We start from the raw sequence: 22037 nt of genomic DNA, 5'->3' as shown, positions 1-22037 counted from the left end.
TGTTATGAAACTTATGATGCTGCCGGCACGTCGGCACGGCGCGGCGTGTACGTCTCCCAGCCATTACAGCCAGGGCACTGCCAATAGAAGAGCCGGGCGCGAAACCCGCACTGGTCGCAGACGTAGCGTGGCAACGATTTGGTCCGCTGCGTAATCAGCTTGCCCATGAGTTGCAGGTCGGACTGCATATCGCCGTGCGCGGTCACCGCATTCGCTTCGAGCAGGCGCGCCATGCCCGGCGCGCTCGGCGCGCGATGCATCTGTTCGCGCATCAACTGAAGCGCGGCCTCCGGCCCTTCGAGCGACAACGTCTTCTCGTAGACGATTTCCAGCAGATCGTCCGACGGGTTCTTGCGCAATGCGTCACGCAACATCGCCAGTCCCTCCGGCGCACGCCCCAGCGCTTCGTACGCTTTCATCACGCGTTTGGCGGCCAGCCCGAGATACATCGGATTCTGCGCTTCGATCGTGCGCAGCACTTGCAACGCGCCTTCGGCGTCCCCAGCGGCGAGGAGCATATCGCCACGCAGAAGCGGCGCACGCACATTTGCCGGATTGATGGCAAGCGCGGCATCCAGCTCGCGGCCGACCGCTTCGACGTCCTTGCGCTGCAGCGCTTCCTGCGCCAACTCGCAATGGAACTGTGCAATCTCCTTGCGATACGACACGGCGGGATCGAGATCGCTCAGCATTTCGGCTTCTGCGAGCGCCTTGCGCCATTCCTTCTCGATCTGATAGATCGTGAGCTTCGCGTGCTGCGCAGCCTTGGCGTAAGCGCCGGTATGCAACCGGCCAAAGGCGTCTTCCGCACGATCGAGCAACCCGGCCTTCAGAAAGTCATGCCCGAGTTCATAGAGGGCGTGTTCCTGATCGGCCTGCGGAAGATCGTCGCGCGAGAGCAAATTCTGATGCACGCGAATGGCGCGCTCGGTCTCGCCGCGACGGCGAAACAGGCTACCGAGCGCGAAGTGCAGTTCGGTCGTCTCGGGGTCGAGCTTCGCGACCTCGATAAAGGCGTCGATCGCCTTGTCCGGCTGCTCGTTGAGCAGAAAATTCAGACCGCGGAAATAGGATGCCGGCAGATTGCGGCTCTCCGAGAGCAGGCTGCGCAAGTCCAGTCGCGCAGCCACCCAGCCACAGCCGAAGATCACGGGGATGGCGAGAAGCCACCAGACCTCGAATTCCATGAATGCGTGTTGTCGTTGAAACAGTCGATGAAGATGGCGAGTGTCGCGCGCCGCGCCGTGTCAGACCGGCGGTAGCATCGGCGGCTGATCGCTCGCCTCGGGGTCACGCTGGGCGCGCGCAAGGTCGCGGCGCGTACGACGCAGTTCCAGGCGTTGGCGCATCAGGCTCGGCAAGGTGGCAAGTACGCCGATGATGCCGCCGACCACAAAAAACGCCAGGCCAATCATGATGAGCGGCGCCGTCCACGTATGACCCAGGAACAGGTTCAACGTGACCTCACCGGTGTTGGCGAGCGCAAGACACAGCAACACCACGAACACGATCAGACGAACGATCCAAACAATCAGCTTCATGCCGAAAGGCTCCTGCGGCAGGATTGCCGTATGTTTTGCAACTTGGGCCGCCCGTACGGGGCATCGAAGCGCCCAACGCACCGGGTCGGCACGTGGGCGTATTGTACCGGATGTGCTCCGCGAGGCGTCGTTCCTGCAAAGGGCTTCACATTTGTGGCGATCGCCCGCATGCGCGATTCGCTGCCGAGCGCCAGAGACAAAAAAAGCGCCCGAAGGCGCTTTTCTTGCGTAGTAGATCCCAAAGGGCCTTATTGGTCCGACGCCTTGTGATCAACCCGCTCTCGCAATTCCTTGCCGGGCTTGAAGTGCGGCACGAATTTCTCCGGCACCATCACTTTCTCGCCCGACTTCGGATTGCGGCCGACGCGCGGAGGCCGACGGTTGAGCCCAAAGCTGCCGAAGCCGCGGATTTCGATTCGATGACCGCGCGCAAGCGCGTCAGCCATCGCGTCGAGAATCGTCTTCACCGCGAAATCGGCATCCTTGAGCACCAACTGGGGAAACCGCGCCGCCAACTGGTTGACCAATTCAGACTTGGTCATAGGCCTTGGACCTTACTGATTCTGGCTGTCCAGCTTGGCCTTGAGCAGGGCACCGAGGTTCGTGGTGCCGCTCGCTGCCGAGCTATCCGACGACATCTTGCTCATCGCTTCCTGTTGTTCGGCCGAATCCTTGGCCTTGATCGACAGGTTGATGTTGCGCGACTTGCGATCGATGTTGACGATCATTGCGTTGACGGCTTCGCCTTCCTTCAGCACGTTACGGGCATCTTCCACACGGTCGTGCGAGATTTCCGAGGCGCGCAGGTAGCCTTCGACGTCATCGCCCAGCGAGACGACAGCACCCTTCGGATCAACGGCCTTGATGGTGCCGTCAACGATCGAGCCCTTGTCGTGGATCGCCACGAAGGTGTTGAACGGGTCGCCTTCGAGCTGCTTGATACCCAGCGAGATGCGTTCCTTCTCGACGTCGATGCCCAGAACCACGGCTTCGACTTCGTCGCCCTTCTTGTACTTGCGGACGGCTTCTTCGCCGGCTTCGCTCCACGACAGGTCCGAGAGGTGAACCAGGCCGTCGATGCCGCCAGGCAGACCGATGAACACGCCGAAGTCGGTGATCGACTTGATGGCGCCCTTGATCTTGTCGCCCTTCTTGAAGTTGCGCGAGAAGTCATCCCACGGGTTCGGCTTGCACTGCTTCATGCCGAGGCTGATACGACGACGGTCTTCGTCGATCTCGAGGACCATGACTTCGACTTCGTCGCCCAGCTGGACAACCTTGGTCGGCGCAACGTTCTTGTTGGTCCAATCCATTTCCGACACGTGAACCAGGCCTTCGATGCCCGATTCCACTTCGACGAATGCGCCGTAGTCGGTGATGTTGGTGACCTTGCCGAACAGGCGGGTGCCTTGCGGGTAACGGCGAGCAATGCCTTCCCACGGATCTTCGCCGAGTTGCTTGACGCCCAGCGAGACACGACCCTTTTCCTGATCGAACTTGAGGATCTTGGCGGTGACTTCCTGGCCAACCGAGAGAACTTCGCTCGGGTGACGCACGCGACGCCATGCGATGTCGGTGATGTGCAGCAGGCCATCGATGCCGCCGAGGTCGACGAACGCGCCGTAGTCGGTGATGTTCTTGACCACGCCCTTGACGATCGCGCCTTCCTTGAGCGTCTCGAGCAGCTTGGCGCGCTCTTCACCCTGGGTGGCTTCGATCACGGCACGACGCGACAGCACAACGTTGTTGCGCTTGCGATCGAGCTTGATAACCTTGAATTCGAGGGTCTTGCCTTCGTACGGGGTCGTATCCTTGACCGGACGCGTATCAACCAGCGAACCCGGCAGGAATGCACGGATGCCGTTGACCATCACGGTCAGGCCGCCCTTGACCTTGCCGGTGATCGTACCGGTCACGAGGTCGCCCGATTCGAGGGCTTTTTCCAGTTGCAGCCACGAGGCCAGACGCTTGGCCTTGTCGCGCGACAGCACGGTGTCGCCGTAGCCGTTTTCCAGGGCGTCGATCGCCACGGAAACGAAATCGCCGGCCTGAACTTCGACCTCGCCCTGATCATTCAGGAATTCTTCGATGGGGATGTACGCTTCGGACTTGAGGCCGGCGTTGACGACCACGAAGTTGTGGTCAACCCGAACGACTTCAGCACTGATGACTTCACCAGCACGCATGTCTTGACGGGAGAGCGACTCTTCGAAAAGCGCCGCGAAAGATTCGTTGGTCGAGGTTTGCAGGTCGGACATAAAAGTGGATTACGCCGCTGACGCTCATCTGCCTAAGGGGGGCTGACGACAACGTGCAACGGTTGGGTTAAAGGTTAAACAAAGCCTTGCCGAATGACTGCATGAAACATCCGGTCAGGCGCCTTGCGGGTACTGCACTTGCGCGAACCATTCGAGCACCTGAGCCACCGCCTGATCGACGTTCAGCCCCGATGTGTCGAGTACCCGCGCACCCTCTGCCGGCCTTAGCGGCGCCTCCGCCCGGGTACGATCCCGCGCATCGCGCGCCTCAAGGTCCAGCATGAGACTGTCTATGTTAGCAGAAAATCCTTTTTCTATCAATTGCTTATATCGCCTCTCGGCACGCGCCTGTGGCGTTGCGGTCAAAAACACCTTCAGATCGGCTTCCGGAAAGATCACCGTCCCCATGTCCCGACCATCTGCGACGAGGCCCGGCGCCGTCTTGAAGCCGCGCTGGAGCGCCATGAGCGCCTGACGGACCGCCTTGTGCACGGCAATGGCGGAGGCCCGGTTGCCGATGGCTTCGGCGCGAATGGCGTCCGTCACGTCCTCGCCGGACAACCAGATACGCTGATCGCGGAAGCGCACGTCCAACGTCTCGGCGAGCACCGACAGGGCGCCGACGTCGTCCGGATCGATGCCGTGACGGGCGCTGGCCAGCGCCGTCAGCCGGTAAAGTGCGCCGCTGTCGAGGTAATGAAAGCCCAGTTCATCGGCCACACGGTGCGCCACCGTGCCCTTGCCGGATGCCGTCGGGCCGTCCACCGTAATGACCGGAATCGAGTCGTCCACCACCGTCAAATCAGGCATTCCTTTGTCTCTGTCTATTCAACACATTAAAAAAATAAAACTTCCCATCCAAATAATAATGATTATCATTTAGATGTAGACGCCACTCGCGTCACCTGAAAATGTGACTGCCATGCAAACCCGCGATTATCCCTTAGTCGGTCCCGAATGGGTGCCGCCACCCGACCCGCAAAATCGGCCGCGCCGAGCACAGCGCTGGATGGGATTTGCCGGGGCGGGCACGCTCATCGCCGTGGGCTATATGGATCCGGGAAACTGGGCCACGGCCATTGCCGGTGGGGCCCGCTACGGTTATACGCTGCTGAGCGTGGTGCTGCTCTCGAGCGTCATGGCGCTATTGCTGCAATGGCTGGCGGCTCGCGTCGGCCTCGTGACCGGGCGCGATCTTGCGCAACTCTCACGTACCCAGTATAGCCGTCGCACTTCGTTGGCGTTATGGGGCCTTTGCGAGATCGCCATCATCGCCTGCGACCTCGCCGAAATCATTGGCAGCGCGGTCGCACTGCAATTGCTTTTCGGTCTCTCGTTGCCGGTCGGCGTCCTCCTTGCGGGCGCGCTGGCATTCGCCATGCTCGGGCTGCAAGGCTTCGGCCAGCGTCGTCTGGAAGGCGCCGTCGCTGCGTTGATTCTGCTTACCGCCGGATGTTTTGCGGCACAGCTCGCCCTCGCCAACCCGGATTGGGGCGCCGCGGCCTCAGGGCTGCGACCGCGCGGCGAAATCGTCGCGCAAGCCGGCATGCTGTGGCTCGCGGTCGGCATTCTCGGCGCGACCGTCATGCCGCATAACCTCTATCTGCACTCGGCACTGCTTCGGATGCGTGGCGAGGCCATGACCGAACACACGCCGGCGGCGATGAAGCAGGCATTGCGCACGACCCAGTGGGACACCACACTCTCGCTCGGTTTTGCGTTTCTGATCAATGCTGCCCTGTTGATCCTCGCGGCCGCCGTATTCCATGCAAGCGGAAACACATCGGTGGAATCGCTGGGCGACGCGCACAAACTACTTGCGCCCCTGCTGGGCAGTCACTGGGCGGGCATGATGTTCGCGATAGCCTTGCTCGCTTGCGGCCTGAATTCGACCGTCACGGCCACACTCGCCGGCCAGGTCACGATGGAGGGTTTCCTCAATCTGCGCATGAAGCCATGGCAGCGTGCGCTCATCACACGCGGGCTCGCGCTGATTCCCGCCCTGCTGATCGTCGGTCACGGCGGCGAGGCGCAGACGACGAACCTGCTCATTTTCAGTCAGGTTGTGCTAAGCCTGCAGTTGCCGTTTGCCGTCATACCGCTGGTTCGCTTTGCAGGCGACGCGACGCTCATGGGGCAATGGCGCGTGCGCGGCGTCCTGCTCTCGGCTGCCTGGCTCATTGCAATCGCCATCGTTGCGCTCAACGGCGTACTGCTTTGGCAGGCGATGACGGGGCAAGGCTGACATGACCCCGCGAGTGCGAATTACGACGCGACGCGCGCAAACTCCGCGAAGTAGGTCGGGAATGTTTTCGCGACGCATTTCGGATCGTTGATCGTCACCGGCACGCCTCCCAGACTGACGAGCGAGAAGCACATGGCCATGCGGTGATCGTCGTAGGTGTCGATGGACGCATTCGGCGTCAGCGCTGCGGGTGGTGTCACGCGAAGATAGTCGTCGCCCTCCTCCACCGTAGCGCCGACCTTGCGCAACTCGGTCGCCATCGCGGCGAGTCGGTCCGTTTCCTTCACGCGCCAACTCGCCACGTTGCGAAGCGTCGTCGTGCCATCGGCAAAGAGCGCTGCAACGGCAATCGTCATCGCGGCATCGGGAATGTGGTTGAAGTCCATGTCCAGCGCACGCAGCTTGCCGCTCGGTGTATCGATCCCGTTCACTTCGATGGCGTCGTCATGCAGCGTCACCCGAGCGCCCATCGCTGCGAGCGCGTCGACGAATCGCACGTCGCCCTGAATGCTGTCACGGCCCACGCCCTCGACTCGCATGGGACCACCGCCAATCGCGCCGGCCGCAAGGAAGTACGACGCTGACGACGCATCGCCTTCGACCCGAATCTCACCCGGACTGCGGTACTTCGCACCGGCGGCACCGGCGGCGGGCAACGTGAATCGCGACCACCCGTCCTGTCGGACATCAATGCCGAACCGGCGCAGCAGCCGCAGCGTAATGTCGATGTACGGCTTCGAAATCAGTTCACCCTCGACCTCGACGACGATTTCGCCCGTCTCCGACGGCAATAGCGGCAGTGTGAGCAGTAGCGCGGTCAGAAATTGACTCGACACGTCGCCGCGCACACGAATCGGTGCCGCGGGCGCTGCCACGCTTGCCGGCTTGATGTGAAGCGGGGGGTAACCAGCGTTACCGAGGTAGTCGATCTGTGCGCCAAGTTGACGCAGGCCGTCGACCAGGTCGCCGATCGGACGCTCATGCATACGCGCCACGCCCGAGACTTCATAGTCACCGTGGCTCAGCGAGAGCGCGGCGGTCAGCGGCCGAATCGCGGTGCCTGCGTTACCCATGAAGAGCTTCGCCGCCTTCACGGGAAATACGCCGCCACAACCTTCCACGATGAAGTCGCGGGAGTCCCCGACCTGCGTGCATTTCACGCCGAGCACGGCCAGCGCGTCCAGCATGACCTGCGTGTCGTCCGACGCCAGCAATTCGCGCACGCGCGTCGTGCCCCGCGAAAGGGCCGCGAGCAACAGCACACGGTTCGAGATGCTTTTCGAGCCGGGCAGTCGAAGCGTGCCTTCGGCATGGCCATACGGGCCAAGATCGAGCGTTTCCATTACTTTTCCTGTTGCTTGGCCCAGTCCGTTCGGGCCCGACTGGTGCGAGCGAATACGGCCTCGAGACCGGCGCCGTCGCCAGCATCGATCAATTGACGCAGCGAACCGAGCGTGGCGAGGTAGCCATCGAGTTCGGCAAGCAGGGCGTCTCGATTTGCCACGCAGATGTCGCGCCACATTTCCGGATTCGAGGCCGCGATTCGCGTGAAATCGCGAAACCCACCACCGGCAAAACCGAACTTCAATGCGGCATCCGGCGCATCCAGAATCTGCGCGATCAACGCGTATGACAACACGTGCGGCAAGTGGCTCACGGACGCAAACACGTGATCGTGCTGCGTCGGTGTCATTTCGGAGACCCGAGCGCCGGTCGCCTCCCACATCGCGCGCACGCGCGCCACGTCGTCACTGCGATTCTCCGGCTGCGGGCACAGGACGACACGGCGATCACGATACAGATCGGCCTTGGCCGCATCGACACCCGACAACTCTGCGCCGGCGATTGGGTGACCCGGAACGAAACGCCACGCGTCTTCACCGAGCGCGGCATGCGCAGCGGCGACGGCGTCCGACTTCGTGCTGCCTGCATCGGTTACGATCGTCGTGCCGCCCAGATGCGGACGGATAGCGGCGAGCAGCGCTGGCGTTTGCGCCACTGGCGCGGCGAGCAGCACGATGTCCGCACCGGCAACGGCGTCCGCCATCGACACTGCGGCCCTGTCGATCACGCCCAACTCGCAAGCGCGTACAAGCGATGTCTGTGTGCGTCCCACGCCCACGACTTCCTTCACCGCACCGGCCGCCTTGAGCGCACGCGCGAGCGATCCGCCGATCAGACCGACGCCACAGATAACGAGTTTGTTCACACTCATGGTGTCTCGCCTACCGCGCGTCATGCGGAGCGCGGGTAGGACCCGAGCACCTTGCAGTAAGCGGCATTCTGGCGGAGCGCTTCGAGCGCCTTGGCGACGTTGGGATCGTCGCGATGCCCTTCGAAGTCGACGTAGAAGTAGTACTCCCAGGCGCCGCTCTTGGCCGGACGCGACTCGAAGCGCGTCATCGACACGCCGTTGTTAGCGAGCGGTTCGAGCAATGCGACCACAGCGCCTGCACGATTCGGCACGGACAGAATCAACGATGTCTGATCGCGACCGCTCGGTGCCGGGTCCTGCGTGCCGACCACGACGAAACGGGTGCGATTGTGCGGATCGTCCTGCACGTGCGCAAACGCAATCTGCAGTCCGTACTGGGTCGCCGCCGCCTCTCCGGCGATGGCAGCAATGGCCGGATCGGCCGCAGCCATACGTGCAGCTTCGGCGTTGCTCGACACCGCCTGACGCTCGATATTCGGAAAGTGAGCCGTGAGCCAGTGCTGGCATTGCGCCAGCGACTGGGCATGCGAACAGATGCGCGTCACGCCGTCGAGCGTACCGGAACGCGACATCAGATTATGGTGAATCGGCAACGCCACTTCGCCGCCGATGGTCAACGGACTTTGCAGCAGCAAATCCAGCGTGCGGGATACCACGCCTTCAGTCGAGTTTTCGACCGGTACCACGCCGAAGTCCGCACTGCCCGCCTCGACCGCACGGAATACCTCGTCAAGCGACGGGCACGGCAGGCCCTTCACGCTCTGGCCAAAATAGGCCAGCGAGGCCTGCTCGCTATACGTGCCTGCCGGACCAAGATAGGCCACGGTCATGACCTTCTCCAGTGCGCGACTGGCCGACATGATCTCGCGCCAGATAGACGCCAGATTGTCGCCGTACAAAGGGCCGTCGTTCGCTTGTTGCAGCCGGGAAATCACCTGCAATTCTCGCTCGGGCCGGAACACCGGCGCGCCGAAACGCTTCTTGACCTCGCCGACTTCAAGGGCGATGGCCGCACGTTGATTGAGCAACTTGAGCAGTTGCGCGTCGATGGCATCGATTTTCTCGCGCAAGGGGCGCAGCGATGCGTTCAGATCGTCTTCCATGGAGCGTATTGTCTTCTTGCTATGTGACATGATCAGGCGGTTCGCGGCGCGATGTCATCGCAGGATGCAGGGTGTACCCGTCGCGCCGGCCGCTCGCCCTCGTCAGCCGTGGCTGCGCTCGAATTCGCGCAGATAGTCGACCAGTGCCTCGACGCCGGCAAGCGGCATTGCGTTATAGATCGAGGCGCGCATACCCCCCACGGACTTGTGGCCCTTGAGTTGCAGCAGGCCGCGCTCGCGCGCGCCGGCCAGGAATGTTTCGTTCAGCGCATCGTCGTGCAGGAAAAAAGGCACGTTCATACGCGAGCGGCAGTCTGGTGCGACCGCTGTGCGATAGAAGTCGCTGCTGTCGAGAAAGCCGTACAACAACTCGGCCTTCTGCTTGTTCAGCGCTTCCATCGCACTCAGCCCGCCCTGACGCTTGAGCCACTGGAACACCAGCCCCGCAATGTAAATCGCATAGGTCGGCGGCGTGTTGTACATCGAATCGTTTTCCGCCACCGTTTTCCAATCGAAAGCGCTGGGCGTAAAGGGGAGCGAACGCCCGAGCAGATCGTCGCGCACTATCACGACCGTCAGCCCCGACGGCCCGATGTTCTTCTGCGCGCCGCCATACATCACGCCGAACTTCGACACGTCCATGGGACGCGAAAGGATGTGAGACGAAACGTCTGCCACGAGCGGCACATTCGGCAACCCGGCAGCCGCCAGATCCGGCGTCCAGAAATACTCCACGCCATGGATGGTTTCGTTCGTGCAGATGTGAACGTAGGCCGGGTCCTTCGACAGCTTCCATTCGTCGATCTGCGGCAGCCGCGTGAAATGTTCCGCTTCGGTCGTTGCGGCGATATTGACGTCACAGTACTTGCGCGCTTCCTTCTGCGACTTGACAGACCAGGAACCAGTCACGACATAGTCCGCCGTACGGCGCGCATCTGCCCCGGCGCCACCAAGCAAGTTCATCGGGATAATCGCGTTTTCGGCGAGCGCACCGCCCTGCATGAAGAGAATGCGGTAGGTCTCCGGCACAGCCAGCAACTCGCGCAGGTCCGCCTGCGCCTGCGCCAGAATGCTCATGAACTCGCGGCCGCGATGGCTCATTTCCATCACGCCCATGCCGGATCCATGCCAGTCGAGCATTTCATCGGCCGCCTGACGTAAGACTTCCTCGGGCAATGCCGCCGGGCCGGCAGAAAAATTGAAAGCGCGCGTCATAGTGGTTTTGCAGCAGTAAAAGTGAAACGCAAGCCGGCGGATATTGACCCGTGCGGCTTGCGTTTCACGTCTTTCGAGGACTCGCGATTGACCGGGGGATCCCGGTTGAGCGGCGGCGGCAAAGACCAACTATACCGCCAGTTCGCCCTGACGTGCGGGCGTTTGGCGTAATTCGGGCATGGGATGGGCACTTCCCGGAAAATTCCGAGCGAACGCTGCCGCCAAACCCCCATGAATGCAAAATGGCCGTTTGCGATCTCTCGCAAACGGCCATTATCGGTCAATCCCGTTGGGATCGTCCGAAATTTACTTCTTGGCCGGAGCCTTCGGTGCCGACTTGGCAGCCGCTGCGATTTCGGCGTCAGCTTGCTTGCTGGTCGCGTCGATCGATTGCGGCATGTACTTCTGCATCAGACCGCCAACCACTTCCTGGCCAACCTGATCCTGCACCTTGATGTACTTCTGGCCGACCGGGCTCTTGTAGAAAGCGGTCAGACCCTTGATTTCTTCCGTCGTGTAGTTCTTGCCGTAGGCGGCGTACTGAGCCTGGACGGCGTCGTTCTTGAATGCGTCGCTCGTGAACACCTTGCCTGCGCCGTCAACCAGCTTCTGCACCGAATTCTGCTGCAGGGTCGGCACGATGGCTTGCTTCTGGGCATCGCTCAACGTCTTGTTTTCGACCAGTTGGCGTTCGAGCACTTGCGGCGCCAGTTGCTTGGCTTGCTGTTGTGCACCTTCGCCGATCGCCGTCACCAGCTTGTTTGCATCGATGGCGTCCAGCAGCTCCTTGATGGCTGCCTTCTTGTCCGCGTCAAGCGGAGCGCTCTGCTGAGCCATTGCCATTGCCGGTGCTGCGAGCAGCAGCCACATCCACTTCTTGACGTTGCGTTGCATAGTAATAGTCACTCCAAAGTTCGTCGGCTTACGCCGACGATAAATAGATGCATCCTCGCCTGGGCACTTCACTGCATCGGGCCAGATTTTACTGACTTTTCGGGGCAATGCACCCCTAGATTACATCGAGTTACGCCGGTATTACTCCGTGACATCCGCTTCCGGTGCTTCATCGTCACCCTGCGCGTCGCCGTTGTCGGCGACTTCCGCGTCGGACTCAACGATGCGTTGCAGGCCGGAGAGCGTCGTGCCTTCATCCAGGCTGATCAGCGTCACCCCCTGCGTGGCGCGACCCATTTCGCGAATCTCGGAGACTCGCGTACGAATCAGCACCCCGCCGGTCGTGATCAGCATGATCTCGTCATCCGGCTCGACCAGCGTTGCCGCGACCACACGGCCGTTGCGCTCGCTCGTCTGGATCGCAATCATACCCTTAGTGCCACGGCCGTGGCGGGTATATTCCGTGATCGACGTGCGCTTGCCGTAGCCGTTCAGCGTCGCCGTCAGCACCGACTGCTGCTCGTTTTCGGCGACCAGCAATGCAATCACCGTCTGACCGTCTTCGAGCTGCATGCCACGAACGCCACGCGCCTCGCGCCCCATCGGACGCACGTCGTTCTCGTCGAAACGCACCGCCTTGCCGGCGTCGGAGAACAGCATGACGTCGTGCGCACCGTCGGTAATGGCCGCGCCGATCAGCACGTCGCCGTCATCGAGGTTCACGGCGATGATGCCCTTCTTGAGCGGACGGCTGAAGGCCGCAAGCGGCGTCTTCTTTACCGTGCCCAAGCTCGTTGCCATGAACACGAATCGATCTTCCGTGTACTCCTTGACCGGGAGCACGACGTTGATCTTCTCGCCTTCCTGCAACGGGAACATATTGACGATCGGACGACCACGCGAGTTCCGCGAACCCTGCGGGACTTCGTAGACCTTGATCCAATAGACGCGGCCACGGTTCGAGAAACACAGGATCGTGTCGTGCGTATTCGCGATGAAGAGCGTGTCGATCCAGTCGTCGTCCTTCGTCGCCGCAGCCTGCTTGCCCCGGCCGCCACGCTTCTGCGCACGGTATTCCGAGAGCGGCATCGACTTGATATAGCCCGAGTGCGACAACGTCACGACCATGTCCTGCGGCGTGATCAGGTCTTCGGTATCGAGTTCGGTCGCGTTGTGCTCGATGGTCGAGCGGCGTGCGTCACCGAACTCGGCGCGCACGGCCGTCAACTCTTCGCTGATGATGGCCGTCACGCGCGGCGGGCTTGCCAAAATGTCGAGCAGGTCGGCGATCTGGGCCATCACTTCCTTGTACTCGGAGACGATCTTGTCCTGCTCCAGACCGGTCAGGCGCTGCAGACGCATCTGCAGGATTTCCTGCGCCTGCGTCTCGGACAGACGATACAGACCGTCGGCCTGCACACCGACCGTGAGGTCGAGCCCTTCCGGACGGTAGGCCGCCAGGCCGCCTTGCGTCTCGGTCTCGGCGCGCGCCAGCATCTCGCGCACGACGGACGAATCCCATGACTTCTCCATCAACGCCGCCTTCGCGAGCGGCGGCGTCGGCGCGGCCTTGATGATGGCGATGAAGTCGTCGATGTTAGCGAGCGCTACCGCCAAGCCTTCGAGCACATGGCCCCGTTCGCGAGCGCGACGCAGCTCATAGATCGTGCGGCGAGTAATCACTTCGCGGCGATGCGCCAGGAAGTGCACCAGCATTTCGCGCAGGTTCAGCAACTTGGGCTGCCCATCGACCAGCGCCACCATGTTCATGCCGAACGTATCTTGCAGTTGCGTGTGCTTGTAGAGATTGTTCAGGACAACCTCGGGCACTTCGCCGCGCTTGAGTTCGATCACGACACGCATACCGCTCTTGTCGGACTCGTCGCGAATGTCGGAAATCCCTTCCAGACGCTTCTCGTTGACGAGTTCTGCAATACGTTCGAGCAGTGAGCGCTTGTTAACCTGATAAGGCAATTCGTCGACGATGATCGCCACGCGCTGGCCGCGGTCGATATCTTCGAAGTGCGTCTTGGCGCGCATCACCACGCGGCCACGGCCAGTGCGATAGCCTTCGCGTACGCCGGAGATGCCGTAGATGATGCCGGCGGTCGGGAAGTCCGGCGCCGGGATGATCTCGATCAGTTCGTCGACGGTCGCTTCGGGATTCTTCAGAACATACAGACACCCCTCGACGACTTCATTGAGGTTGTGCGGCGGAATGTTCGTCGCCATACCGACCGCGATCCCGGACGAACCGTTGAGCAGCAGGTTCGGGATACGCGCCGGCAGAATCAGCGGCTCCTTTTCACTGCCGTCGTAGTTCGGACCGAAGTCGACGGTTTCCTTGTCGATGTCTGCGAGCAGTTCGTGACCGATCTTGGCCATACGGACTTCGGTGTATCGCATGGCGGCAGCGTTGTCGCCGTCGACCGAACCGAAGTTGCCCTGACCGTCGACCAGCATGTAGCGCAGCGAGAACGGCTGCGCCATGCGAACGATGGTGTCGTATACAGAAGCGTCGCCGTGCGGGTGGTACTTACCGATGACGTCACCGACGATACGTGCCGACTTCTTGTAAGCACGGTTCCAGTCGTTGTTCAGCTCATGCATGGCGAACAACGCGCGGCGGTGAACTGGCTTCAGGCCATCGCGCACATCCGGCAAAGCGCGGCCGACGATCACGCTCATGGCGTAATCGAGGTACGACCGCCGCATTTCTTCTTCGAGCGAAATCGGGAGAGTTTCTTTGGCGAACTGATCCATTATCCGTGTCTATCAAGCCCTAATCGCGATAGGCGGCTGCCGGCGATATGATCGTGCGATTCTAACATGCCCGTCATAGGCGTCCGAAACGAGCGTGATGCGATGCACAAGAGATGTCTGGCACGCCAAAACGCCAAACAATGGAAAGAAATGAAACGGTTGGCGAGGGGCCTCAAAAGGTGTTGCGCTCAAACCACAACTGCGCCACGACGGGCCGCAAAGCTAGGGTTTTTCTCGCGACCGTCTGAATCGCTATGGCAAAATGCCGTGGCATAAGTTAGACATTATTCGAAGTGCATGGGCCATGCTTTCGCGCACTTGCCGATGTTATACTTCGAGCGATGTAAGACTTTGGTTCTGTCGTCTAGGCTCGCAGTAAACCTGCGGTAATCTCATTTCGAGAGGAGAAATATGAATAAATTCGCTAAGCTCGCGATCGTTGCAGCTACCGCAGTGATGGCTGCTTCGGCTATGGCCCAAAACTACGTCCAGACCGCTCCGGGCCCGATCGCGGCCTCGAAGCAAGCCGTCAACGACAACTGGGTGAACGGCAGCGGCGAGTGGGTTTGGAAGAACGGCTCGGACGAACTGTGCTGGCGCGATGCCTACTGGACCCCGGCGACGGCCAACGCCAAGTGCGACGGCTCGATCATCGCCCAGGCTCCGGCCCCGGCACCGGCACCGGTCCCGGTCGCTCCGGTCTCGCAGAAGGTTACCTACCAAGCTGACGCGCTGTTCGACTTCGACAAGGCCGTTCTGAAGCCGGAAGGCAAGCAGAAGCTGGACGACCTGGCATCCAAGGTTCAGGCGCTGAATCTGGAAGTCGTGGTTGCTACGGGCTACACGGACCGTATCGGTTCGGACAAGTACAACGACCGTCTGTCGCTGCGCCGTGCTCAAGCTGTGAAGGCTTACCTGGTCAGCAAGGGCGTCGAAGCCAACCGCGTGTACACCGAAGGCAAGGGCAAGCGTAACCCGGTTACGACGGGTTGCAACCAGAAGAACCGTGCTCAGCTGATCAAGTGCCTGGCACCGGATCGTCGCGTGGAAGTCGAAGTCGTCGGCACGAACAAGTAATCACGTTCGCCGACTACGAAAAAACCCCGCCTCGGCGGGGTTTTTTTACGTCCCTTGTTTTACGTCCCTTTTGCGTCCCTTCTACGTCCCTTCTACGTCTCTTTTATGTCCGTTGCCAGCGCCGCCAGCGAACAACGCCTCAACCGGTTTGACTGGCCACGGACTAAGGACTACGAATCACGGCCGGTCTGCCCAACCGTCAGGCCTCGCTCCCGAGCTGGGGATACTGACGCTTGACCATGAAGGACATGAGCGCCTTGACCGGACGGTCGCGCCACCACGAACCGGTCTCCAGCGGCTTGAACATCATGCGCGTGGCCGCTTCCACCGGCATGTACTGCTTCATGATGTCGCCCGACATCTCGAGAAACGCCTCCCAGGTCATCGTCTCGAACGGCGGCGCAGCGCGCCAGAAGTTATTGAGCGGCTCGAACGCAAAGGCGATGTCCTCGTCGCGCACCAGCTCGCTACGCGCCACCATCGTGCGCAGCCGGCTGATCACGCCGTGCCGTTCGACCGCGTTATAACGATCGAACGTCTTTCGAAAATACCGGTAGTGCCCGACCTCTTCGCTGCTCAGCTTACGCATCATTTGCTTGAGTTCCTCGACCGGCATGTACGATTCGAGGCAGCGGTAGATCATGGCGGTCTGCGTCTCCGTCACGCACCTGGATAACGCTTCGAGCGCCAGCGACGGCCGCATGTACTGCACATCGCAGCGGGGCTTGTAGCGGGCCAGAAAGGCCTCGTACGCCGGCGCCCAGTCAAACTCCGGCCAGACACGTGCGATATAGTCCTTCGCAAGCCGCCCGTGCTCGACCTCCTCGGGCAGCCAGGTGTCCTGAAGCCACGTGCGCATCTCGTCGTCGTCGCCATACATCTGATTGAGCGTAGAGACGAACTCGGGAACGCTGGTCTCGATGAACGACACCGTGGCGAGGGAATAGAAAATGAACGCGTTGCTGCGAACAGACGGCTCTGCTGCCATGACTCACTCTCCTATCGGCATAGGCGGTTGAACATGTACATGAAACGTCACGCAAAGGTCACAAAGGCATAGTATAGGAATTGGCCCAATATCGCAGTGCGGCAAACATTCAGAGACGATTTCACCGAAACCTCATGACGCAACGTTACTGGCTAATGAAGTCCGAGCCCGAAGAGGCGAGCATCGACGACCTCGCCAACGCCAAGCACCAGACCCTGCCCTGGACCGGCGTGCGCAACTATCAGGCGCGCAATTTCATGCGTGACGACATGCGCATCGGCGACGGCGTGCTCTTCTACCATTCGAGTTGTGCGGTGCCGGGCATTGCCGGATTGGCGACCGTCGCCTCGACGGCGTATCCCGATCCGACGCAGTTCGACCCAAAGAGCCCGTACTTCGATCCCAAATCGACGCCCGAGGCCCCACGCTGGCTCCTCGTCGACGTGAAGCTCGATCGCAAGACCCGGCTCGTCCCATTGACCGAAATGCGCGAGACACCGGCGCTCGACGGCATGCTGGTACTCGCGCGCGGCAATCGCCTTTCGATCACGCCCGTCGCCCCCGAACACTGGAAATACATTAGCAAGCACTTACTTAGAGTCTGATTCGCCAGAAGTATCCCGAAGGGAACCAAAATTGTTGCGATAGCGTCTGTATAACGTTGCCGGCTTACGCATAGTACGTACCCACTAGCGGTGGTCGGCAGCCGGTCAAACGTTCGCCGCCAAGATGCGAACTTACATTCGAAAAAGGACAAAACTATGCGCAAGTCTCTCGCCGCAGCGCTGTTGATTGCGACTGCCGCCAACGCCGCCTATGCCCAATCGGGTGACGAGTCGAACCGTCAGGTCTCCGGCGTGCTGGGCCTCGAAGCCCATGCAACGAAGGAAGTCGAGCAGGACACCGTTCACATCACCATGTCGGCGCAGGAACAAGGTCCCGATGCCGCGACCGTGTCGCGCAACCTGACGCAGAAGGCGAACAAGGCGATGTCCGTCGCCAAGAGCCAGAACGCCGTTGAAGTGCAGACGGGCAACGTCTCGCTCTATCCGACAACCAACCGCGACGGCAAGATCACCGCATGGCGGGGCCGCACCGAACTGCAGATGAAGTCGAAGGATTTCGGCGCTGCGTCGCGTCTGGCCAGCCAGATCTCGGATCAGATGCAAATGGATGGCGTGTCGTTCTCGCTCTCACGCGAAGCGCAGGAGAAGACCCAGGCCGAGCTGACCAATCAGGCCATTCAGGCCTTCCGCGATCAGGCGCAGAGCAACGTGAAGGCTTTCGGCTACAGCGGGTACACGATTCGTCAGGTGCAGGTCGGCACGAACGCCCCCGTCATGCCGCGCCCTTACGCAATGAAGGCGATGGCCGTGAGCGCAAGCGCCGATGCCGCGCCGCCGATGCAACTCGAAGGCGGCAAGACGCAAGTGACCGTAACGGTCTCGGGCACCGTGCAGATGAAGTAACTCACGCGGTTAGTCTGACGCGTTGGGTCCGCTTCGGACGAAACACTTCGGACGAAACACTTCAGACGAAACACTTCGGACGAAACACGACAGCGCACCCCAAAAATTGCCGCCCGGAAACGGGCGGCATTTTTTATGTCCGGCACCGCATCACCTCGATGCCGGACCCTCTGCGCGGCACATCGTCGCATGACAGCGCCACGGACGGCACCACGTCATTCGTCAATGTGCGCCAACGTGCGTCAACTTGCGACAGCGTGTCGCAAACCCCTCACTTGAACCGGTCGCGCAGCAGGTTCTTCTGCACCTTGCCCATCGTATTGCGCGGCAACTCGTTCACGACGTGCACACGTTTGGGCACCTTGAAGTTGGCGATGCGTTGCTTGAGCGCGTCGATCACGGCGCGCTCATCGGGCGCCTGCGCACCGTCACGCGGCACGATCACGGCGACCACCGCCTCTCCGAAGTCCGGATGCGGCACGCCGATCACGGCCGACTCCGCCACGCCGTCCATCTCGTCGATGAAGCCTTCGATTTCCTTCGGGTAGACGTTGTAACCGCCGGAGATGATGAGGTCCTTGGAGCGACCCACGATATGCACGTAGCCGTCCTCATCGATTCGGCCCACGTCGCCGGTCTTGAAGAATCCATCGTCCGTGAACTCTTCCGCCGTCTTCTCCGGCATGCGCCAATACCCCGCGAACACGTTAGGCCCCTTGACCTGAATGTGCCCGATGTCGCCTGGCGCGCTAGGCTGGCCGTCGTCGCCGACGATGCGAACGCTCACCTCGGGCAGCGGAATGCCGACCGTGCCCGCCCGACGCACCGCCGGCGCGTCGCCGTGATACGGATTGGAGACCAGCATGACCGTCTCCGACATGCCGTAACGCTCCAGAATCGTGTGCCCCGTGCGCTGCCTGAACGCATCGAAGGTCTCGCGCAGCAACGGCGCCGAGCCCGAAATGAACAAGCGCACGTTGCGGCACACCTCGCGATCGAGTCCGGCTTCCGCGAGCAGGCGGACGTAATACGTCGGCACCCCCATGAAGACCGTCGCGCGCGGCAACTGATGGAGCACTTCGCGCGCGTCGAACTTCGACAGCCAGATCATCTTGCTGCCCGAATACAGCGCGGCGTGGCTTGCCACAAACAGTCCGTGGACGTGGAAGATCGGCAACGCATGGAGCAACACGTCACCGCCCTCGCGCTCGCCCCATCCCCAGAACGAATGCAACACGCGCGCGTTGCTTGCAAGATTGCCGTGCGAGAGCATCGCCCCCTTGCTGCGTCCCGTGGTGCCCGACGTGTAGAGAATCGCCGCCAGATCGTCCGGTGCACGCGGCACCGTCTCGAAGGTATCGCCGAACCATGCCGCGCGCTCGAGCAGCGAGCCGGTGCGGTCGTCGCCCAGCGTGTAGACGTGCTTCGCGCCGTTGGTAAAGGCGATCTTCGACACCCAGCCGAAGTTCGACGGACTGCACACCACCACATCGGGCTCAGCGTTCTCGACGAAATACGCGATCTCGCCTTCGCGATAGGCGGTATTGAGCGGAAGATAAACGAGGCCCGCGCGCAACGTGGCGAGGTACAGCAGCAATGCCTCGGGCGACTTCTCGACCTGCACGGCCACGCGTGCTCCCGGACTCAGCTCCAGACTGGCGAGCAGATTCGCAATACGCGCACTAGCGCGTTCGAGATCGTCCCAACTGTAGTAAAGCCCTTCGGGGGTCTCGATGGCGCACGCCGTCTTGTCGGCGGGAAAACGTTCGGCAAAGAGTCGGTAGAGGTTGGCGTCTTGCGTCATAAACAGAACCGGATTCAGAACAATGTAAGCGTCGTCGAAAAAGGGGGACGAGGCACGCTGCGCTCAGCGGCCCCGGAAGTCGGGCGGGCGCTTCTCGAGAAACGCGCTCACGCCTTCGCGGTGATCGTGCGAGTCCCAGTAGGAAAAAGCCTTTTGCCACTCGGCCTCGGACAGCGGCGGCACGTTCGGCGCCAGTCGCGCAATGAGCCACTTGTTCAACTGCGCGGCGAGCGGCGCTCCCGCGGCGACGCGTCGGGCGCAAGTGTAGCCTGCTTCTTCCACCTCTTCGTCCTCGACGATGCGGGTGAGCAGCCCCTTCTCCTTCGCCTCCGCCGCGCCGAACACACGGCCTTCGAGCAGAATTTCCAGCGTGACGGCCCGACCGACCAGCGCCAGCACGCCGCGCAGTTCACCCGGCGCCATCGGGAAACCGAGTTTGTTGATCGGCACACCGAAACGCGCGCCCTGCGCCGCGATACGAAGATCGCAATGCGCCGCGATCTCAAGGCCACCGCCGACACACACGCCCTCGATCAGCGCCACGCTCGGATGACGGCAGCGCGCGAGCGCCTCCAGCGTCGGCCCGATCACCTCGCCGTGATAGCGGCGCAGCGCGTCGTAACTGTCTCGCTCGGTCGGGAATTCCTCGATATCTGCGCCGGCAGCGAAGTTTCCTTGCGCGCCGCGAATGACGATGGCCCGCACGCGCGGATCGCCGTCGAGCGTCTGCAAATGCGTGCGCAGCGCCTGCCACATCGCCACCGAGATGGCATTGAGCTTGCCGGGGTTGGACAGCGTCAGTGTCACCAACCCCTCGTCAAGCAAACTGTCGTCGCGCAGAACCTCGCTCACGCGTGTCTCCATGGGGTTTCCTGACGGGCTCACAGCAAGCGCGCCACGGCACGCCCGAGTGCGGGCTCGCCGTCGATAAGGCGTTGCAGATTGGCGTCGAGTTCGTCCGGCACGTAAAGATAATTGACCATCATGCCGCATGACTGCCTCACGCCCTTCTTCGAGAGATCGGCGTGCCAGTTGATGCGCTCCACACGCGCCCCGTTACCAAGGTGAAAGCGCGCGACCGGATCACGCGGTTGCCCGCGAACGAGCTCGCGCGCCAGATAGTGCGCCGCAAGCGCCTCGCCCAGCGAACGCTGCAACGTCTGCACGCTCTTGCGCTCGGGCGCTGTCTGCAACCAGGCCAGCACCTGCGCACCGGTCGCCTGCGTCGCCAGCGACGGTTCCTGCGCGAGCCACTTCCCCCGCTTGGGACCGAGCACCTGCGCGAGCGCCTGCGCCGGGAGTTGCCGCAACCAGTCGCTGAACCCGGGAATCGGCGAGAGCGTGGCGAAATTGCGCAGCTTCGGGAAGTCGATCTGCAATTCGTCGATCACGCGCTTGAGCAGGAAGTTGCCGAAGCTCACGCCTCGCAGCCCCGGCTGCGTATTCGAGATGGAATAGAAGATGGCCCACCGCACGCGCCGCAGGTCTTCGAGCGGCGCCTTTTCGTCGAGCAGCGAGTGCACGTCAGCCGCCATATCGGGCACGAACGCCACCTCAACGAAAATCAACGGCTCGCGCGGCATACGCGGGTGAAAGAAGGCATAACAACGACGATCGGAATCGAGCCGGTTGCGCAAATCCGCCCACGACGAAATCTCGTGCACGGCTTCATAGCGCATGAGCTTTTCGAGCAGCGACGCCGGGGAGTCCCAGGTAATCGGATGCAATTCCAGCAAGCCGACGTCGAACCAGGTCGAGAAGAGGCTGCCGAGGTCTTCCTCGAGGGCGGCGAGCCCCGGCAACGCGGCGCGGTGCTGCAACATGTCCGCGCGCCAGCGCACGAGAAACGGCAAACCGTCGGGCAGTGCGTTGAAGCGCTTGAGGAAACGCACGCGCGCGCTGCCCAGCGCACCGGCCAGTCCGGTCGCGGCGCGTCGCTCCCTGGCTTCCTTGCCTTCCTTGCCCTCCCCTCCGGCTTTTGCGTCGCCGCCGGCCTCGCCGTCGCTCGCGCAGATATCGGCGACGACCGTGAGCAGCGCCAGCTGCTCTGCGGGCGGCGCCGCGCAGTATCGCGTCATAAACTCACGTGCCGCCTCGTTGGCCGACGAGTCGGTCAGCCGCGCCGACAGGCACTGCGTCAGCTGCCTGCGCAAGGCGTTCTCGGCACGCGCCGAGAGCGTTGCCGCGACCACTTTGCCCTCCTTGCCATCCTTCGGCCCTCCGCCCTGCCCGCCCGACTTGCCGCCGCGACCGAACCATTGTCCGAGCCGCTCGCCCAGCGATGGCTTCGGCGAAGGCACCGGTGCGCTCACCTCCGCCACACTGTCGGGCGCGCCGCGCCCGGCTGCGGTAGCGACGGATGATGACGACGTACCCGATGACGATGAACTCATCGACAACGGAACGGGCGTGGCAGACATTGCAGACATGATCGGCTCATCCTTCATGGCTTCCTCTCAAGACAT

19 protein-coding genes are annotated in these 22037 nt (G+C 61.9%); 4 read left to right on the top strand and 15 right to left on the bottom strand.

Going from position 1 to position 22037, the window contains the following annotated elements:
* Window positions 1-11: 11 nt before the first annotated feature.
* From lapB to cmk, 5 genes are all read right to left on the bottom strand, one after another.
* A complete protein-coding gene (lapB, locus tag PCA31118_RS16315; protein ID WP_150626157.1) occupies window positions 12-1187 on the bottom strand; it encodes a lipopolysaccharide assembly protein LapB in 1176 nt (391 codons plus the stop codon).
* 60 nt (window positions 1188-1247) lie between these two features.
* The gene (locus tag PCA31118_RS16310; RefSeq protein WP_044454725.1) at window positions 1248-1541 is read right to left on the bottom strand and encodes a LapA family protein; all 294 of its coding nucleotides are present in this window, start codon (window positions 1539-1541) and stop codon (window positions 1248-1250) included.
* A gap of 248 nt (window positions 1542-1789) precedes the next feature.
* Window positions 1790-2083 (bottom strand): integration host factor subunit beta, encoded by a 294-nt coding sequence (locus tag PCA31118_RS16305; RefSeq protein WP_017232087.1) that lies wholly within the window; start codon window positions 2081-2083, stop codon window positions 1790-1792.
* Between the two features lie 12 nt (window positions 2084-2095).
* On the bottom strand, window positions 2096-3799 hold the full coding sequence (gene rpsA, locus PCA31118_RS16300) for a 30S ribosomal protein S1 (protein WP_044454718.1): 1704 nt from the start codon (window positions 3797-3799) through the stop codon (window positions 2096-2098).
* Between the two features lie 114 nt (window positions 3800-3913).
* Window positions 3914-4609, bottom strand: coding sequence for a (d)CMP kinase (gene cmk / locus PCA31118_RS16295; RefSeq protein WP_217431273.1), 696 nt, complete (start codon window positions 4607-4609; stop codon window positions 3914-3916).
* Between the two features lie 112 nt (window positions 4610-4721).
* Between cmk and PCA31118_RS16290 the strand changes: the two genes are divergently transcribed.
* A complete protein-coding gene (locus PCA31118_RS16290; RefSeq protein WP_150626156.1) occupies window positions 4722-6044 on the top strand; it encodes an Nramp family divalent metal transporter in 1323 nt (440 codons plus the stop codon).
* Between the two features lie 20 nt (window positions 6045-6064).
* Here PCA31118_RS16290 and aroA read toward each other — a convergent pair whose 3' ends face one another.
* The 6 genes from aroA to gyrA form a co-directional block, all read right to left on the bottom strand.
* Complete coding sequence (gene aroA / locus PCA31118_RS16285; RefSeq protein WP_150626155.1) at window positions 6065-7387, bottom strand: 3-phosphoshikimate 1-carboxyvinyltransferase; 1323 nt, start codon at window positions 7385-7387, stop codon at window positions 6065-6067.
* Entirely contained in the window at window positions 7387-8259 is an 873-nt protein-coding gene (locus PCA31118_RS16280) for a prephenate dehydrogenase (RefSeq protein ID WP_150626154.1), read from the bottom strand. Before PCA31118_RS16280 ends, aroA begins: the two co-directional genes overlap by 1 nt.
* 20 nt (window positions 8260-8279) lie before the next feature.
* A complete protein-coding gene (pheA, locus tag PCA31118_RS16275) occupies window positions 8280-9362 on the bottom strand; it encodes a prephenate dehydratase (RefSeq protein ID WP_150626153.1) in 1083 nt (360 codons plus the stop codon).
* 102 nt (window positions 9363-9464) lie between these two features.
* The gene (gene serC, locus PCA31118_RS16270; RefSeq protein WP_150626152.1) at window positions 9465-10577 is read right to left on the bottom strand and encodes a 3-phosphoserine/phosphohydroxythreonine transaminase; all 1113 of its coding nucleotides are present in this window, start codon (window positions 10575-10577) and stop codon (window positions 9465-9467) included.
* Between the two features lie 306 nt (window positions 10578-10883).
* Window positions 10884-11471 (bottom strand): DUF2059 domain-containing protein, encoded by a 588-nt coding sequence (locus PCA31118_RS16265; protein WP_150626151.1) that lies wholly within the window; start codon window positions 11469-11471, stop codon window positions 10884-10886.
* Between the two features lie 141 nt (window positions 11472-11612).
* Window positions 11613-14234, bottom strand: a complete 2622-nt coding sequence (gene gyrA / locus PCA31118_RS16260; protein WP_044454706.1) for a DNA gyrase subunit A — start codon at window positions 14232-14234, stop codon at window positions 11613-11615.
* 411 nt (window positions 14235-14645) lie between these two features.
* Here gyrA and ompA point away from each other — a divergent pair, with 411 nt between their 5' ends.
* Window positions 14646-15311, top strand: coding sequence for an outer membrane protein OmpA (gene ompA / locus PCA31118_RS16255; protein ID WP_150626150.1), 666 nt, complete (start codon window positions 14646-14648; stop codon window positions 15309-15311).
* Between the two features lie 199 nt (window positions 15312-15510).
* Here the strand turns inward: ompA and PCA31118_RS16250 are convergent, their stop codons facing one another.
* On the bottom strand, window positions 15511-16299 hold the full coding sequence (locus PCA31118_RS16250) for a hypothetical protein (RefSeq protein WP_150626149.1): 789 nt from the start codon (window positions 16297-16299) through the stop codon (window positions 15511-15513).
* Window positions 16300-16433: 134 nt separating this feature from the next.
* On the opposite strand from PCA31118_RS16250, the gene PCA31118_RS16245 reads away from it, so the two are divergent.
* Both PCA31118_RS16245 and PCA31118_RS16240 read left to right on the top strand, forming a co-directional pair.
* The gene (locus tag PCA31118_RS16245) at window positions 16434-16904 is read left to right on the top strand and encodes an EVE domain-containing protein (protein WP_150626148.1); all 471 of its coding nucleotides are present in this window, start codon (window positions 16434-16436) and stop codon (window positions 16902-16904) included.
* A gap of 156 nt (window positions 16905-17060) precedes the next feature.
* On the top strand, window positions 17061-17768 hold the full coding sequence (locus PCA31118_RS16240; protein WP_150626147.1) for an SIMPL domain-containing protein: 708 nt from the start codon (window positions 17061-17063) through the stop codon (window positions 17766-17768).
* Between the two features lie 271 nt (window positions 17769-18039).
* On the opposite strand, the gene PCA31118_RS16235 is transcribed toward PCA31118_RS16240, so the two are convergent.
* The 3 genes from PCA31118_RS16235 to PCA31118_RS16225 form a co-directional block, all read right to left on the bottom strand.
* Entirely contained in the window at window positions 18040-19572 is a 1533-nt protein-coding gene (locus tag PCA31118_RS16235; protein ID WP_150626146.1) for a malonate--CoA ligase, read from the bottom strand.
* Between the two features lie 63 nt (window positions 19573-19635).
* The gene (locus tag PCA31118_RS16230; protein WP_150626145.1) at window positions 19636-20436 is read right to left on the bottom strand and encodes an enoyl-CoA hydratase/isomerase family protein; all 801 of its coding nucleotides are present in this window, start codon (window positions 20434-20436) and stop codon (window positions 19636-19638) included.
* A gap of 17 nt (window positions 20437-20453) precedes the next feature.
* Window positions 20454-22001 carry a malonyl-CoA decarboxylase domain-containing protein gene (locus PCA31118_RS16225; RefSeq protein WP_246190268.1) on the bottom strand — a complete coding sequence of 516 codons (1548 nt, stop codon included), beginning with the start codon at window positions 21999-22001 and terminating at the stop codon, window positions 20454-20456.
* Window positions 22002-22037: the final 36 nt, after the last annotated feature.

Origin of the sequence: Pandoraea captiosa (assembly GCF_902459775.1) — a bacterium.
GTDB classification, from domain to species: Bacteria; Pseudomonadota; Gammaproteobacteria; order Burkholderiales; family Burkholderiaceae; genus Pandoraea; species Pandoraea captiosa.
This window is presented reverse-complemented; position numbering and strand designations above follow the sequence as displayed.